Origin of the sequence: Oceanobacter sp. 3_MG-2023, from assembly GCF_030688925.1 — a bacterium.
GTDB lineage: Bacteria > Pseudomonadota > Gammaproteobacteria > Pseudomonadales > Oceanobacteraceae > Oceanobacter.
In genome coordinates this window covers 12,831-29,295 of sequence record NZ_JAUYVX010000011.1, presented here as the reverse complement: position 1 = coordinate 29,295, position 16,465 = coordinate 12,831, and the positions used below count along the sequence as shown (strand labels likewise).

General features: G+C 50.7%; 16 protein-coding genes and 1 pseudogene. 12 read left to right on the top strand and 5 right to left on the bottom strand.

What is annotated here, in order from left to right:
• Positions 1–546 precede the first annotated feature (546 nt).
• The 7 genes and pseudogenes from Q8W32_RS10985 to Q8W32_RS10960 all read left to right on the top strand — a co-directional run bounded on the left by Q8W32_RS10985 (position 547) and on the right by Q8W32_RS10960 (position 6,572).
• A complete protein-coding gene (locus Q8W32_RS10985) occupies positions 547–1,116 on the top strand; it encodes a GspH/FimT family pseudopilin (protein ID WP_303434823.1) in 570 nt (189 codons plus the stop codon).
• An 11-nt stretch (positions 1,117–1,127) separates the two neighbouring features.
• Positions 1,128–1,622 (top strand): type IV pilus modification protein PilV, encoded by a 495-nt coding sequence (gene pilV / locus Q8W32_RS10980; protein ID WP_303434824.1) that lies wholly within the window; start codon positions 1,128–1,130, stop codon positions 1,620–1,622.
• Positions 1,619–1,711: pseudogene (locus tag Q8W32_RS16620) on the top strand (prepilin-type N-terminal cleavage/methylation domain-containing protein); the annotation flags it as partial. The gene pilV and the pseudogene Q8W32_RS16620, both read left to right, overlap by 4 nt.
• A gap of 54 nt (positions 1,712–1,765) precedes the next feature.
• Entirely contained in the window at positions 1,766–2,671 is a 906-nt protein-coding gene (locus tag Q8W32_RS10975; RefSeq protein WP_305414939.1) for a PilW family protein, read from the top strand.
• Between the two features lie 37 nt (positions 2,672–2,708).
• A complete protein-coding gene (locus tag Q8W32_RS10970) occupies positions 2,709–3,374 on the top strand; it encodes a PilX N-terminal domain-containing pilus assembly protein (protein ID WP_305414937.1) in 666 nt (221 codons plus the stop codon).
• Positions 3,375–3,385: 11 nt separating this feature from the next.
• Positions 3,386–6,163: a hypothetical protein gene (locus tag Q8W32_RS10965; RefSeq protein ID WP_305414935.1), complete on the top strand. Its 2,778-nt coding sequence runs from the start codon at positions 3,386–3,388 to the stop codon at positions 6,161–6,163.
• Positions 6,156–6,572, top strand: coding sequence for a type IV pilin protein (locus Q8W32_RS10960; protein WP_305414934.1), 417 nt, complete (start codon positions 6,156–6,158; stop codon positions 6,570–6,572). Before Q8W32_RS10965 ends, Q8W32_RS10960 begins: the two co-directional genes overlap by 8 nt.
• A 74-nt stretch (positions 6,573–6,646) precedes the next feature.
• Here the strand turns inward: Q8W32_RS10960 and Q8W32_RS10955 are convergent, their stop codons facing one another.
• From Q8W32_RS10955 to Q8W32_RS10945, 3 genes are read right to left on the bottom strand one after another with little or no spacing between them, the layout of a single operon-like run.
• Positions 6,647–7,822 carry a sodium ion-translocating decarboxylase subunit beta gene (locus tag Q8W32_RS10955; RefSeq protein ID WP_303434830.1) on the bottom strand — a complete coding sequence of 392 codons (1,176 nt, stop codon included), beginning with the start codon at positions 7,820–7,822 and terminating at the stop codon, positions 6,647–6,649.
• A gap of 11 nt (positions 7,823–7,833) precedes the next feature.
• The gene (gene oadA / locus Q8W32_RS10950; protein WP_305414933.1) at positions 7,834–9,600 is read right to left on the bottom strand and encodes a sodium-extruding oxaloacetate decarboxylase subunit alpha; all 1,767 of its coding nucleotides are present in this window, start codon (positions 9,598–9,600) and stop codon (positions 7,834–7,836) included.
• Between the two features lie 59 nt (positions 9,601–9,659).
• Positions 9,660–9,908, bottom strand: a complete 249-nt coding sequence (locus Q8W32_RS10945; RefSeq protein ID WP_305414932.1) for an OadG family protein — start codon at positions 9,906–9,908, stop codon at positions 9,660–9,662.
• A 366-nt stretch (positions 9,909–10,274) separates the two neighbouring features.
• On the opposite strand from Q8W32_RS10945, the gene Q8W32_RS10940 reads away from it, so the two are divergent.
• The 4 genes from Q8W32_RS10940 to Q8W32_RS16615 all read left to right on the top strand — a co-directional run bounded on the left by Q8W32_RS10940 (position 10,275) and on the right by Q8W32_RS16615 (position 13,691).
• Positions 10,275–11,252 carry a tRNA dihydrouridine synthase gene (locus tag Q8W32_RS10940; protein WP_370693681.1) on the top strand — a complete coding sequence of 326 codons (978 nt, stop codon included), beginning with the start codon at positions 10,275–10,277 and terminating at the stop codon, positions 11,250–11,252.
• 311 nt (positions 11,253–11,563) lie between these two features.
• A complete protein-coding gene (locus Q8W32_RS10935; RefSeq protein WP_303434834.1) occupies positions 11,564–12,037 on the top strand; it encodes a Dps family protein in 474 nt (157 codons plus the stop codon).
• 523 nt (positions 12,038–12,560) lie between these two features.
• Positions 12,561–12,953, top strand: a complete 393-nt coding sequence (locus Q8W32_RS10930; RefSeq protein ID WP_305414929.1) for a globin — start codon at positions 12,561–12,563, stop codon at positions 12,951–12,953.
• A gap of 378 nt (positions 12,954–13,331) precedes the next feature.
• Positions 13,332–13,691 (top strand): PilZ domain-containing protein, encoded by a 360-nt coding sequence (locus Q8W32_RS16615; RefSeq protein ID WP_303432355.1) that lies wholly within the window; start codon positions 13,332–13,334, stop codon positions 13,689–13,691.
• A gap of 78 nt (positions 13,692–13,769) precedes the next feature.
• Here Q8W32_RS16615 and ampE read toward each other — a convergent pair whose 3' ends face one another.
• Both ampE and ampD read right to left on the bottom strand, forming a co-directional pair.
• On the bottom strand, positions 13,770–14,729 hold the full coding sequence (ampE, locus tag Q8W32_RS10925) for a regulatory signaling modulator protein AmpE (RefSeq protein WP_303432356.1): 960 nt from the start codon (positions 14,727–14,729) through the stop codon (positions 13,770–13,772).
• Positions 14,726–15,289, bottom strand: coding sequence for a 1,6-anhydro-N-acetylmuramyl-L-alanine amidase AmpD (gene ampD, locus Q8W32_RS10920; protein ID WP_370693293.1), 564 nt, complete (start codon positions 15,287–15,289; stop codon positions 14,726–14,728). Before ampD ends, ampE begins: the two co-directional genes overlap by 4 nt.
• A 308-nt stretch (positions 15,290–15,597) precedes the next feature.
• On the opposite strand from ampD, the gene nadC reads away from it, so the two are divergent.
• Positions 15,598–16,461 (top strand): carboxylating nicotinate-nucleotide diphosphorylase, encoded by an 864-nt coding sequence (gene nadC, locus Q8W32_RS10915; RefSeq protein WP_305414928.1) that lies wholly within the window; start codon positions 15,598–15,600, stop codon positions 16,459–16,461.
• The last annotated feature ends 4 nt before the right edge of the window (positions 16,462–16,465 follow it).

Genomic DNA, 16,465 nt, shown 5'->3' with positions numbered 1-16,465 from the left:
GCATCAGCATCATCACGTCACAAAAAAGCCCCTCGCCTGAAGGGGCTTTTTTTGTGACTCTCCCCTTTTCTACTCCCTCTTCATACCCGATGGACCATATTGCAATAACAGGCAATGGAATCTGCACAACCACCGCATCAAACCACCAGGCTAAAAACTCCAGTAAACCGCCCTTTTATTCACAACCACTTATCTTTTATTTACAGCCGCTTGTCTTCTTTTTAAGCATTTTCCACGTTATCCCTAAAAACAAGCCTCAGCCAGGATCGACATAAGATAAATAAACAAAGTGACAGTTCTAACAAAACCTACACCCAACCCAACATTTTAGGACCAGATAAAACAAATCCTTGAATTACTGTCACCAGAATAATCACCGCTCGTCATGCCTGCCCTGGATATAGGGTCAACTTGTGTCATCAAGCCCACGAACAATACCTATCTTTATATTTGGGAGTGAGTTTGCCAGCCATACAGAGACATGGCATATTCGCCGCCATCAGCCACCTACGGCTGGAGTGAATGGTTTGAAAAGGAGTATGAACCATGATTATGTCTTCACATGCCCTCCCGGCTACATACACGTCTGGCCACCATTCATCAGGCTTCACCCTGATTGAGTTGATGATCACCCTTGCTGTATTTGCCATCGTTATGTTCGCCGCGGTGCCATCCCTCACCAGCTTTATGAGCCGCTCAGAACTGACAGCCGAGACCAATCGGTTTATGGGAGCTCTGGTTCTTGCCCGCACTGAAGCGGTCAAACGTAATACCCATGTCGCACTATGCCCCAGTAACGACCAGACCAGTTGTAACTCCACCTCCTGGAGCGATGGCTGGATCACCTTCCAGGATACCAATGGCGACGGTACGCTGGCGTCAGACAATAGCGAAGAAATCATCAAATACGCCGACGCGGCTTCCAACGTCAAGATCTATCCGGATACAAGCTTCAGCAAGGTCATTCGCTACAAGGCTGATGGAAATATCAACAATACCCCCGGCGAGATTGTTATTTGTTCCGAGCAAGCACCTGCCGAAGTCAATGCCCGCGAAATCGAAATATCCTCCGGTGGCCGCCCCAGTATTACTGCCACCCAAAAAACCAACTGCTGATGGAGACAGGTATGTTTTCAACACTGCATTCCGTCGAACCCGTACCTTACCGACAGTCCGGCTTTGGACTGATTGAAGTACTGGTATCTATCGTGATTGTGTCCATTGGCCTGCTCGGACTGGCCGGACTACAAACCCGGGCCTTACAAGAAAACAACGCTGCCTATCTGCGTTCCCAAGCCGGCATTCTGGTCTACGACATGTTCGAGCGCCTGCGTTCAAACAGCCAGGGAGCGGCCAGTGACAACTACAACACCGCAACAACCAGTACGACCGATGACACCCTGGCGGCTACAGACCTGCTGGACTGGAAAAGTGAAATCAGCCGTACCTTGCCCAATGGAGCCGGGGTTGTTTCTTGCACCACTGACAGCACGGTAGCGACCACGACCTGCAACGTCAGTATCAGCTGGGATGACGTTTCGGTCATCAGCGATAACAGCGGTGACGATGACGACAAAGACGATGGCCGCACACTCACCATCAATATGGTCGCAGTATTATGAGATTTGAAACGGTAACAGTCGGAAAAACACACGGCTTTTCTCTTGTTGAGCTGATGATTGTCCTGGTATTGGACGCAGTCATAATCGCTGGGGTTTTTTCAGTATTCCAGAGTAATCAGGCGGTCTACCGGACCAACGATGCCATGTCGCGCTTACAAGAGAATGTCCGCATTTCCTACGACTACTTGTCCAGGGAAATCCGCATGGCGGGTTCAGGTTATTCCTGTCTCAGCAGTATCGATGCGGTCAACAACGTATTGAACAATGCCACTGATTTTGACCAACAGTTCGACACTATTGTCCGGGGTTATGACAACACCGAAGACAACCTCCCAAGCGAATTTTCGAGCAAGGTCAAAGATGGAACCGACGTACTGGTAGTACGAGGCTCCTACGGTACAGGTGCCAAGCTGGAAAGTGCCATGGACAGTAGCACTGCAGTCCTCAGCACCACTGTCATGGACCCAACTCCTTTTGGTACCGGGGATATTGTCGTTATTACCGACTGCCGAACCGCATCGATTTTCCAGGTCACCAGTTATACCGACAGTACCGGCGAAACCGTACATGATGCCGGTGGCAGTACAACACCAGGCAATGCAACCAGTAGCTTCCCTTATGCTTATCCGGTCGGCTCATCGGTTATCAAGGTCCGTACCACCAGTTATTACGTCGGCACCAACGAAGACGGTAACAGCGCCCTGTTTGTACGCAATACAGATGAAGGCAGCGCGGAAACCTATGAAATAGTCGAAGGGATTGCTGATATGCAACTGGAATATGCCGTAGACACCAATAGTGACGGATATCCGGACGGTTATAAAACCGCCGCCGATATCTCAACCAGCCAATGGGATCAGGTTATCAGTGTACGGGTCAGCCTGTTAGCAGAAAGTCTGGAAGATAACGTCACCGAAACGCCAACACCGTATCAGTTTTACCAGCGCGATAAAGACGATCTCCTGGAAGACATAACGCCAACAGATCGAAAAATTCGCCGTAGCAGTAATTTTGTTGTCGCGATTCGCAGTCGCGTCAGTAATACATAAAGTCATTCATCTGACAGAGCAATAAAGGTATAGCAAGATGTTATTCCACAAGGCAGTGGCCCTTCGGCAGCAAACAGCAGCGATATCCCCCCGACCCCACCAATCCGGGTCCGCGCTTATTATCAGTATTGTTCTCCTGTTAATACTGACCATTACGGGTATTTCAGCGGTGCAATCCACCACATTGGAAATCCGTATGGCATCCAATAACGAAGACCGCAATCGGGCATTCCAGGCAGCAGAATATACCCTGACCCAGGCCAAGCAATACGTCACCACACTGGTTGAGAACGGAGAAATCGACACAACGTTTGGTGTAAAAAACGGCCTGTATCAAACCCTCACCATTTCCGATGACGGTGCAGGCAGCGCCGATTGTGATACCTCCACCCCTTGGCTGACTCAAAGTGCCCAGTGGGATGACGATGATTCGGTCAGCCTGTATGAATATGACAGCAGCACAAAAACAGCACTGTCTGCCCTGAATTTATCCCAATCACCACGTTTTATGATCGGCTTCGACAACGATACCGATACATCCAGCCCTTGCTACTCCAGCACCGATGCCGAGGGTTACTCCAACAGCATAGGCAGTACTGGGGCTGCTTATCAGGCTGACCGTTTTACCATCACTGTTGCAGGCTACGGTTCTCAACCATCCACTCGTGTGCGGTTACAAGCCGTTTACAGCATCCTGCACTAGGAGCCTTACCGATGAAATCACTCCAATATCTTGCTCATTTGTGTGTACTTGCTTCTTTTACTCATCAGTCACTGGCCGGAGCCTGCTATCCGACGACCTCAACCTCCGTCGGAGGCGCTGCCTTTTCTGTGCTGGAAGATGGCACCATCAGCATTGGCTCAGAGGGAGATTCTAAAACCTGTCAGGTCACCTTTTCAGGCAGTTCCAATGTTAACGTTGTCAGCGACGATCTTTACCAGGCAGATCCGAGTAAAACGGATTGTGGCCTGACTGCCAGCGATACAACACTGGATCATCTGACCCTGCCCACTTTTTTAACCACCAGTAGTTCTTCTATTTTCAGATACAAAAATAGTGGTGATACCTTTCAATACCCGAGCAACTGGTATCGTCTTGATAACAGCAAAACCCAGTTTTGCGTCAATGGTACTTCGCCTTGCACCACAGATATTGGTTATAACACCCCAGACGATGAGGTAGCCAGTTATCTCCTTAGCATTCAAAACAGCGGCAGTACCTATACCGCTGTATTTGATAACCGACAGGGTAGTGAATGGCAGGAAATAGAAGGAGGTACTGGTAGCCAGGGAGAAATTTATTTTAACTATGCCGTCACAACACCCGAGACTCCTTACCGTATCAACTACCTGAATATATCCAACACCGATGTTATCTATTTTGAACCTGGTAGCTACTATATTAACAAGATGTACTTGGCCGACCGAGTAACCATCGAGGTCGCCATGACAGAAGAGGATGGCAGTGCAGCAGGTGATGGCAGCGGCGTTGTAAAACTGTACTTGTATGATGGCACATCCATCATAGGTAACGGCGCTTGTATCAATGTCGCCGGTTGTGAACCTGGTAATCCAGATGAGCGTGATGACATACAATACCCAGAACGCCTATATATATCCGTATACACCGGTGATTTTACAATTAATGACCAGGCTCAGGTTGCTGCGGGTATCTATGTTGATGACGGCACTCTTGAAATAAAAGCCAACTCTGGAACCTATTTTGTCGGAGAAGCCTTGGCATCCGATATCCAGGTAGGAAACAATTCGGGCGTGGAATATGCCTACCAAAATACCGGTATGTTTACGGAACTGTATATTGATTCGGCAGCTGAATCGGTAACACCAAATGACGGCATCTACAGTCTCGCATCTCCTGCGGTCAACCCGTCCTCCAATATTGGTGATCTGTCGTATATTCCTTATCAGACCGATGATACAACCGATGTCTCCTCGACAGACAGCCTGACAATGGACACAACATCAGACTATTACGGTACCGGTATTACCGGCCACCTGATGGCCTTTCCGCTTACTTCCAGTGGCACCAGCAGCACCGCAAGCTGGGATGCCAACGACCAAATGACCACCGACCTGCGTGAAGAACGTCTCTGGTCAACGGATGCTTCTGGCAACCTGGTGAAATTTGCCAACCTGGACGATGCTGCCTTTGGGACTCTGTCGGATTTGGCCACAGAAACAATCATAAATTACACCATCACCCCCAATTATGCAGATGGCAATTATCTGGGCGACCGGGATTCAGGTTCATGGATCGGAGCCCCCTATACCACTCAGCCTGTGATACTCGGTGATCTGGTTATTTTTCATACCGATGATGGTTTTGTCTACGCCATTAACAGTAGTAGCGGCGAACTCCAGTGGGGCTTTATGCCTCGACCTCTGGTTTCCTACCTGGATGATTACAGCAGTTTTTACACCCAGCACTATATGGAAGGTCAAATTGCCACGATTGGTGATGATATTGTGGTTGGGTCAGCCAAAGGTGGAGCCCTTCACTATGCCCTCAAGCTGAGCTCCAGTGGCGGGCTCAGCAGCGTACTCTGGGTTGAAGAAAGCGGCGGCGACAACCCTCACCGCCCCATCACATTTACCAATAATGATAAACAATATGCCCTCTATGTCACCAACAGTACCGACATAGTCGTGCAAGAACTGACTTCAGGCGCCTCTCAAAAAGTGTACGACGTATCATCCAAAACCAGCCAGATCACCTCTATGCCTCTGGCTTACCAGTACTACAGCAGTGATGGCAGCAGCAACAAACAAAATATTGAAGTCTCGTTTGGTGATAACGAAGGTAATGTCTACAGCGCTTTGGTCGTTAATAATGGCTCACTGAAAAACAGCCCATCCTGGTCCAAGGTAGGTAACGTGGGCACCTCATCCACGGTGGCAAAAAGTGTGCTCTGGTTACAATCTGCCACGTTAGCCGGAGATGATTATCTGGTGGCCCAAACCACAGAACGTATGAAAGTCTTCCGCTTGCCCGCCGCAGAAAACAGCTGGCAATCCGACTGGATCAGCATGGTAGGTGAGTCTGGCTACTGGAATGACAGCGGTGCCAGCTACACCAAGGAAACCGATCACAGCAACAACTATGAGCATATCCAGCTACTGGAAGACGACGTTACCATTACCGACCAGGTTGAAATTGCAGCCAGTGTGATTTTCCTCCCTCTGCAACGGGATACCGAAGAGAGCTGTGATGCTTATTACTACTTGTATGATCTCGACACTGGCCTGTTTCCAAGCAATGTATTGCATAACGATGCCACCGTGGATGGTAGCAATGTCAATATAGGAACAGGGAAGGCATACACACCGACTGTTGTGGTGATTGGCGACACCATCACATTACAGGGGCACAGTAGCGAAAACACCACTACCGATCTGGGGATAGACAATGCATTTACATTCACCACTGGTAACCAAGGCTGGTCTGGCTGGAGGGAGCTGCTTGATGAATAACGCCCAATACGCCGCTAGCCGCGGCGTTACTCTGATCGAACTAATGGTCACCATAACGATTATTGGTATTTTGTTTGTTGTTGGTATTCCCAGCTACAACAACTATGTCGTCAAAACCAACCGTAACGCGGCGGCTTCCTGCTTACTGGAAGTATCCCAGTCGCTGGAAAAACGTTATGCCGCAGCAACGGCCTATACGGGTGATACACCAAGCAACAGCTGTATCAGTGGTGTCAGCGACAGTTACACCATCAGCTCTAGTCTTGAAACCCATGCTTTCACGCTCAAGGCAACACCAACCGCCAATCAGGAAGACTGGGCCTGTGGCATCCTGACCTACAACCAGGCAGGAAACAAAGGCCTGGAAGCCCATAACGGAGTAACCGGTACGACTGACCTCTGCTGGTAATTGCGATGCACAAAAAACGGCGCCGAAGCGCCGTTTTTTGTGGGTACTCAACCGAGCAACATCATACTGACCGGTTATGCACCAAAGTAGCTGATCATCACACCAGCAGCCACCGCCGAGCCGATCACACCAGCAACGTTCGGACCCATGGCATGCATCAACAGAAAGTTCTGGGGATTAGCTTCCAGTCCTACCTTGTTGGAGACTCGCGCCGCCATCGGTACTGCTGATACCCCTGCAGAACCAATCAGTGGATTGATTGGATCCTTGGATACCTTGTTCATGATTTTGGCCATCACAACACCGGTAGCGGTACCAACACAGAATGCCAGCATGCCCAATACCAGAATGCTCAGGGTATCCAGATTCAGGAACTTGTCTGCGCTCATCTTTGAGCCGACACCCAACCCCAAAAAGATAGTCACCACGTTGATCAAGGCATTCTGGGCAGTATCACTGAGACGATCCACCACACCAGACTCCTTCATCAGATTACCGAAGCAGAACATACCCAGTAAAGGAGCTGCAGAAGGAAGCAACAAGGCAACCAGAACCAACAAGGTAATAGGGAAGATAATCTTCTCGGCCTTGCTGACCGTGCGTAATTGCACCATCTGGATTTTACGCTCTTCCACTGAGGTCAGTGCCTTCATGATCGGTGGCTGGATCATCGGAACCAGAGCCATATAAGAATACGCTGCCACGGCAATCGCACCCAATAACTCAGGTGCCAGCTTCGATGCAATAAAGATCGAGGTTGGCCCATCCGCACCACCAATAATACCGATCGCAGAAGCCTGCTGCATGGTGAAGTCCATCACCCCGATATCCGTAAAGAAGGCAGCCCCAAACAGGGTACCAAAAATACCAAACTGGGCCGCAGCACCAAGCAACAGGGTTTTCGGGTTAGCCAGCAACGGACCAAAATCCGTCATTGCCCCGACACCCATAAAGATCAGTAGCGGAAACAGCCCGGTTTCAATACCGGCATGGTAGATGTAGTACAACAGACCTGCCGGAGCATCCAGGTGACCATGCGCATCAAATACCGGCGGCGCATAAAAACCAGCCCCGGGAATATTGACAAAAATGGTCCCCACCGCGATTGGTAGCAGTAGTAATGGCTCAAACTGAAACTTTGGATGTATGGCCAAAAACAGCAGCAAGCAACCAATCAGGATCATGGCACCCTGGCCAAGCTCCATCTGATACAAGCCGCTGTCATGCCACAGGTTAATCAAGCTTTCCATTCAGGCACTCCTTACGCGAGGTTGTACAGAGTGTCGCCCACTTTCACTGACACACCTTCTTTGGCTGAAACACCGGTCACCGTACCTGCTCGAGGAGCGCGCACTTCGGTTTCCATCTTCATGGCTTCCAGAATCACGACAACATCGCCTTCTTCCACCTGATCGCCAGTATCAACCAACACCTTCCAGACATTGCCAGACAAAGGCGCACAGACAGGATCACCGTCACCGGATGCCGCAACCTCACCCGCTGTTGATGCAGCACCACCCATACTCAGCGGCGCTCCATTAACAGCGGCCAGATGCGTAACATCGCCACCATCATCCACTTTCACCACATAATCGTTACCATCAACGGAAATGGTGAAGGTATCTTCTGCATCACCTTTTGGAACCGGTTCAAATGCATCCGGATTGCCACGATTTTCGAGGAATTTCGGCGCAATCTGAGGGAACATGGCATAAGTCAGCGCGTCATCAATCTTGTCGGCTGCCAAGGTAATACCCTTGTCAGCGGCCAGCTTGTCGACGTTGGCGATCACCTTGTCCATCTCGTTTTCAATCAGGTCTGCAGGGCGACAGGTAATCACTTCCTTGCCATCCAGTACCTTGGCCTGCAACTCGGCATTCATCGGTGCCGGAGCTGCACCATATTCCCCTTTCAGAATACCTTGGGTTTCTTTTGAAATGGACTTGTAACGCTCACCCGTCAGTACATTCAAAACCGCCTGCGTCCCGACAATCTGGGATGTCGGTGTTACCAGAGGAATAAAGCCCAAATCCTCACGCACTCGTGGAATTTCGGCCAATACCTCGTCAAACTTGTCCGCAGCACCCTGTTCGCGCAACTGGTTTTCCATATTGGTCAGCATGCCACCGGGCACCTGAGCAACCAGAATCCGGCTGTCGGTGCCTTTGAGAGCGCCTTCGAACCTGGCGTATTTTTTACGCACAGCACGAAAGTACGCGGCAATTTCTTCCAGCAACAACAGGTCGATACCGGTATCACGCTCAGTGCCAGCCAATGCCGCTACAACGGATTCTGTCGCGGTATGACCATAGGTCATGGACATGGAAGAGATGGCGGTATCCACGCGGTCAATACCGGCTTCCACGGCTTTCAGGATCGTCATATCCGACAAACCGGAGGTTGCATGGGCATGCAGCTGAACTTCCAGATCCGTCTGGGCTTTCAGCTTGCTCACCAATTCAAAGGCAGTATAGGGCGTCAGTACCCCGGCCATATCCTTGATCGCAATGGAATCGGCGCCCATGTCTTCGATTTGCTTGGCAAGACTGACCCATGATTCCATGGTATGGACGGGGCTGGTTGTATAGGACAAGGTTCCCTGCGCATGTTTGCCTTGCTTTTTGACTGCCTTGAGAGCGGTTTCCAGGTTACGTGGATCGTTCATCGCGTCAAAGACGCGGAACACATCCACTCCGTTGGTCGCTGCCCGCTCAACAAATTTTTCGACCACATCATCAGCGTAGTGGCGATAGCCCAGCAGGTTTTGCCCCCGTAGCAGCATTTGATGCGGCGTTTTGGGCATGGCTTTCTTGAATTCGCGAATGCGATCCCAGGGGTCTTCTCCCAGAAAACGAATACAAGAGTCAAATGTTGCACCCCCCCAGGATTCCAGCGACCAGTAACCGACCTGATCGAGTTTTTCAGCAATCGGCAGCATATCGTCGATACGCATGCGAGTCGCCAGAATGGATTGGTGCGCGTCGCGTAACACGACGTCGGTGATTCCGAGTCTTTTAGAATCGGTCATGGATGATGGCCTTTTCTTCCGATAACGTTGTTAACGTTTTGGTTATTATGATTCGTGCACTACTTTTGGCGTGCACGATGTTCCTTGACCGCTGCTGACAGTACTTTCAGCAATTGCGGATCCACTCCCTGAGACTGGGGTCGTTTTTTTGCCGGTGTCGGCACAACCACTTCCTCGGGAGCATATTTATTTACCAGCTTGGACATGAATCCGGTAACAAATACCAGCATTGTCAAAAAGACAAATACCGTACCCATACCAAAAAACATCAATTCCAAACCTTGCGTGACGAGTCCTGGCTCAGACATGCAAGCGGCTCCTATTTAGTAATAATTTTTACGGACAGCGACGTGTTTTCCCATAAATTCTCACCAGAATAACCCGTGTTTATAGTGGGAATAACCGAATAAGACTACTTTAAAAGGACTAACGCTTTCAACTGCGCCAGATTGCGCAAAACGGCAGACAACCTCCAAATTGAGGCTCCAAGCTACTGATATCAGTAGTATTTCTGAAATCTATATCGACTATAGCCTGGACAAATAGTCAAATTGACACATTCCACCGTGATATACGGCCAAAGTAGAGGGCAAAAAACTTGACGCTAACACCAGACAATGATCAATTCGCGTCCAATTTCTAGCCAATGCCCTTCCTCTCCAGCGAGTTCCGCCATGTTGCCATTTGACCCCGACAGTTCCCTTTATATTGCGTTAGCACCCATGGAGGGATTAATGGATTTCCATTTACGGGAAATATTAACGGCCGTAGGAGGCATTGATCACTGCGTAACGGAATTTATTCGCGTTAGCCAAACGGTATTACCCAATCGAGTCTTTTTGAAATATTGTCCGGAACTGGCCCAAGGTGGAAAAACACTGGCAGGTACACCGGTACATATTCAACTATTGGGTAGTGACCCTGAGTTGATGGCCGCCAATGCGGCACGGGTCGCTGCACTTGGAGCACCCGCTATTGACCTTAACTTTGGCTGTCCAGCCAAAACTGTCAACCGCAGTCAGGGAGGTGCCGTGTTGCTGCAGTATACTGAACGCCTGTATGCCATCACCCGGGCCGTACGCGACGCAGTACCGGATCATATCCCCGTCAGTGCCAAGATGCGCCTGGGTTATACCGACAAGACCCTGGCCGTTGACAATGCCCAGGCATTGGCCTCAGCCGGTATCCAATGGCTCACCGTTCATGCCCGCACCAAAACCGAAGGCTACAGGCCACCAGCGTGGTGGCAATGGATTGCGGAGATCAAGCAAGCCCTCGACATTCCAGTATTAGCCAATGGCGAGATCTGGACACCCGACCAGGCACAAGCCTGCCAACAACAGAGCCAGTCACGGCTATTAATGATTGGTCGAGGTCTGGTCGCAAAGCCGGATCTGGGCCTGCAAATCAGGGCACAACAGCAGGGAATTCCCTATCAGGCAATGAAGTGGCAAGACTATCTGACGCTGTGCTATCAGCTGGCAGCACGACTTGAACATCTGGAAGACAAGCAACTCACCGACCGAATGAAACAGTGGCTACATTATTATTCACTGCAATCAGCCGAAATGAGCGCTGTTTTTCAAGCCGTCAGACGTCATCGTAGCCGCCGTGATTTTTTTGCCGCGATGGCATCCTGGCAGCCGGCCTGATTCTGATAGTGCCCAGGTATTGCTCCGATACAAACAATCAAATGCTCAGCCAGGCGGCAGAATGGTTATGATGGTGGTACAGAAATGATCAGACACTCAGGTATTGATGGCAAAAGCTGCTGCAGACCAGATAAGCTTTCACCTGAAGCAGGTCATGTACTCAATAGTTGAACCAATTTGGTAGCTTGATCAATATTTTGAACGGGTCACTCTGTCATACTCATGATTATTGAGCTGTCAGTCAGGCAACAATGACTGTAACTGAACTTGTTGTACCCACTTATTTTACCGTTTGCACCAGGGAGAACATTATGAGCATCAATATTGGCATCAGTGACAGCGATCGTCAGGCCATTTCAGAAGGTTTGGGACGATTACTGGCTGACACGTACACTCTGTACTTGACCACTCACAACTTTCACTGGAATGTCACCGGGCCAATGTTCAACAGCCTGCATGTGATGTTCATGACGCAATACACCGAACTCTGGAATGCCGTTGATCCTATCGCGGAGCGTATCCGCTCTCTCGGTCATGCGGCTCCAGGGTCTTATGCCCAGTTTGCCGAACTGGCCTCACTGCCGGACGCTCCGGCTGTTCCACCCAAAGCGATGGAGATGGTAGCCATTCTGGCTCAGGGTCATGAATCTGCTGCCCGTACCGCCAGAAGCCTGTATGAACTGGTTGGTGCCGCCAACGATGAGCCAACAGCTGATCTGTTAACCCAACGTCTGACCGTGCATGAACAAACGGCCTGGATGTTACGTTCACTGCTGGAAGACTGATACTCTGATCAGGTGTTTCAAACGATACGGCCTGCTGGTGTGTACCGGCGGGCCACTTTCCAGACAACAAACACATCGGTATACCAATCAAAACATTGTCATTTTTAATCCAGAGTCACAATTGTCACGTAATACCTACCAAACAACACCCCCTGCTTATTTCAACTTGAAAAACAAGTTGTTTGTGGAAATTATTTGTTACTTTATCCATTCTAAAAGTTCTTTTATGATCCCGGCTTCGGATTTAGTCTTGCGGTCTGTAAGACGATTTATCGACGCAACTATTGATTTGTCAGCAGCGCGGGCCACTGCCTGACAAGCGCCAGCGGAGTCTGGTGGCCTCAATACTGATAATAAGATCAAAGGAATGCTATCAGGAGAAAGCGTTAAGTAGTCGTTTCGAGTGTCGCCGTTCCTATACAGACCCCAAAAGCTTCCACATAGAGAAGCATCTCAACAGAAAACCTGCACTCGAATCCGAGTGCGGGCAGCCAGGTAGCGCAGACACCTAGGAGTTTTATATATGAGCGATGCGGACATCGTGTTTCAAAGCTACGGCCGTAGCTGCAACAACATTATCTTCTTTGAAGACTTTTATGACATATTCATTGGCAAGTCACACGACATTCGGGAGATCTTCAAAAACACCAACATGGAAGCCCAACGCGCCTTGCTGCGTAGTGGCATCTTGTGGCTGGTGATGCATTCCCGTGGCATGTCAGACACCAAAATCCGGGCGCTGGGAAAGAGCCACAGCCGTGCTGAAATGAATATCAACCCGATGTATTACAGCCTCTGGCTGGATGCCTTGATGGAAACCCTGGCTCGTCATGACCCTCAGTTTTCACCAGAGCTGGAAGCAACCTGGCGTCGTACTCTCAAACCCAGTATTGATATGATCAAGAGCATGTACTAATCAAAAACGTATCTGATATATCTTATTGATCCAACTGTTAGTCTTGACCTCCTCACAGGTTTAAAAGCAGTCTTTAGGGGACATCTATTTAATCCGGTGCTCACTCTGGGCTACCGGATGGTTTCGAATCACGAAGCCGACTTGCAGGCCTGACGGGTCAAGTCAAACGTCGGCGACACCGAGTCGAGATCATCCGGCAGCCCCCGAAGGGCGCGGGTTGCCGCCATCCAGTGCGGTGTTGACGAATTTGAAAAGGACTCGTCATTTCGCTGCATTCGTCGCCTTGCTCTGAACAACGGCAACACTCGCGCAGAGCCGTGCAGGATTAAATAGATGTCCCCTTTAGGCTGTTATATCACTCTGTGAAGGAGGTTTTGCATGAACGGACCAGCCGAACAACGTCATACCCCAAGAGTCGACGTATCATCCAGCGTCAGCGTTTTTCAACAAAACGACCTGTCTTATCTTGGCTTACTGCTGAACTGCTCTGATAACGGGTTGATGATCTCAACCTACGAACCCATTCCCCCCGGTACCGAACTGAGCTTGGAGCTTGTCGATATCCGGCCAGACCTCGATCTACACCGCACCGGCTTTTGCCAGGCTGAAGTTGTCTGGAGCAGGCCTCTCACACCCAGTCTGTACCGCGCCGGATGTCGGATAAAAGCCCCTTGTACCACCCTGGACAATATGATCAGAAGCTATCAAACCACTACTTCCAAACCAATGGGATCATAAACCCGTCACTCGTCAGGGCAACTTGCCAAGCCACCGACAATAAGCTTAGGCACTTGTTCTGACGATACGATGACATCGTCAAAGTAACCAGCCTCCGATCGTTGCCACGGCAATCCCCACCATCCAGACAGACATGCTACGAAAATGCAGCCGTTGCCATTCGTCCACTTCTGCAGCTGCCGCAGCACAATCCGCTGCGGCGCTGTGCCAGCAACGCTTCCCATCATGACTGAAAGACAACGCTGCGCTCGCCACATCCGCCAGCACTTGCTGACTGTCGATAGCCGTTTTCCACAACAGTTGTCGCCATACCGGTAATGCCACGGTCATATTACCGGCCAGACAATACGTTAGTCCCAGCAACCGGGCAGGCGCCCACTCCAGCCAATGCAAGCACCAGCGCGCAATACAAGCAGTCTGCCCCTCTGATTCCTCACCTTGCTGACAATCCGCTGCCGTCGTTTGAGGTACGTCATCCTCCGCCATGAGTGCGGCGGCTTCCTGGGCACGAACAAAATGCAGTGTCAGCCAGGCCAGCACCACGCCTCCTACATCGGCGAACATGTACCAGAAAACCATCAGAAAAAAATACTCGAACCAACGGTATTGCACAGTATGCAACACCTGGGCATTCAGACTTTCTGCATCCGCTGATAAACCGACCCCAGGCACGGAAACCGTTTCTTCCGCACAGAGAAACGCACCCTGCACATCACCATGAGCCAGATGTTCGCGGTAGCGTTTCAGGCCACCGCCAACATTGGCCTGAAACAAGACCAGTAATAACAAGCCGATTTCTGCAATCGCTGCCAGCAACCCCCAGGCAAACGACTCCAGCCAGATAAACAACAAGGTCACCAGAATACTGGGCAGAATGACCAATAGCAGAAACCGCGTGCGAGCACCCTGACGTTCAAACCCCGCCCAACGTTGCCACAGCCCCAACCAGCGACCATACAGGTCTCCCTGCCCCCAGCGACGAGCCCGAGGCAACTGTTGCTGCAGCAACAGCGCAATAAACAAAATCAGAAATTTCATAAGACATACTCATCTGGTTTCAGGGAATTCAGGTAGCGCGGCCAGTCAAATGCCGCACCCGGGTCCGTCTTGCGACCTGGTGCAATCTCGTTATGACCTGCTATACGGTTGCCAATCATGGGGTAATAGCGACGCAGAGCCATCGTTACCTGCGCCAGTACCTGATATTGCATATCAGAGTACGGTGTGTCATCACAGCCTTCCAGCTCGATACCAACAGAATAATCATTACAGTCTGGTCGACCTTTGTAACATGAAGCGCCAGCGTGCCAGGCACGGTCATTACCATTCACAAACTGGTAAAGCGTACCGTCCCGCTCGATCAGAAAATGACTGGAGACCTTCAAATCGGCAATGCCCGCAAAATAGGGATGCTCATCCGCAGCCAGCTGATTAGTGAAAAATCGCGGCACACACCCCGTGCCAAACTGACCTGGAGGCAAACTGATGTTATGAATCACCAGCAAAGACACAACCGCCTCTGGCGGACGCGGGCCAAAGTTGGGGGATGGCACCCAAAGCGCATCGGGCAAACGCCCGTCTTGTACATCCAGAATCAACGGTTTTCCCCGCTTTTTATGTTTATTCAGCGTTTATAATACACCGTATCTGTTATACAACCCCGTTAGACAGAGTCAGCATTCTTGCAGATACCCTTGCCAGCGTCGTGGCTGGCACTGTTGCAGCCAGAACTGCTGCTGGTCCCGGTGTTGCGAGTCGCCATGCACCAACGCCGCGTTCCGTGTAATATTCACCGCCACCGTGACCTGCCATCATGACCCGCGACCCAGAGACGACCCGGTCGCCCGGAGGGGCACAACACCTTGTATCTGTTATCCGTCCTACAATTCGTATCAAGAGCCATACCATGAACCTGAGCCTACACGCTGCCGATATTGCCACCGCCGTTGCCACCGCCCTCGCCGAAGATGTCGGCAGTGGGGATATTACGGCCCGCCTGATCCCGGTACAGCAACGCTCCCACGCCCGTATTATCAGCCGCGAACGAGCCATCATCGCCGGCAAAGCCTGGGTTGATGAAGTCTTCCGTCAACTGGATCCAAACGTTCAGGTTATCTGGCGTGTATCCGAAGGTGAATGGGTACGGCCTGATCAGGTACTGTTTGAATTGTCGGGATCATCCCGCAGCCTGTTGACCGGCGAGCGCTGTGCGCTGAATTTTCTGCAAACCCTGTCCGCTACCGCCACATTGTGTCGACAGTATGCCGATCGGGTCACGGGCACCCAGGTCAAATTGCTCGACACACGGAAAACCCTGCCCGGCTTGCGTATCGCACAGAAATACGCTGTCAGCGTCGGTGGCTGTTTTAACCACCGTACAGGCTTGTACGATGCCTTTCTGATCAAGGAAAATCATATAATGGCTTGCGGTGGTATTGCTCAGGCCGTTGCCGCAGCCCGTGACATTGCCCCGGGTAAACCCGTCGAGGTAGAAGTGGAATCCATGACCCAACTGGATGAAGCCATCAACGCCGATGCCGACATCATCATGCTGGATAATTTCACTCCTGCAGAAATGACCATCGCCGTACAACACGCCCGTGCTGCCACCACTCACCGTCCTGCTGGCCCGGTCAAACTGGAGGCGTCAGGCGGCATTACCGATGCCACCCTGCTGCCTTACGCACGCACCGGTGTCGATTATATTTCTATCGGTGCACTGACCAAGGATTGTAAAGCGATTGACTTATCCATGCGTATTACACTCTGACATG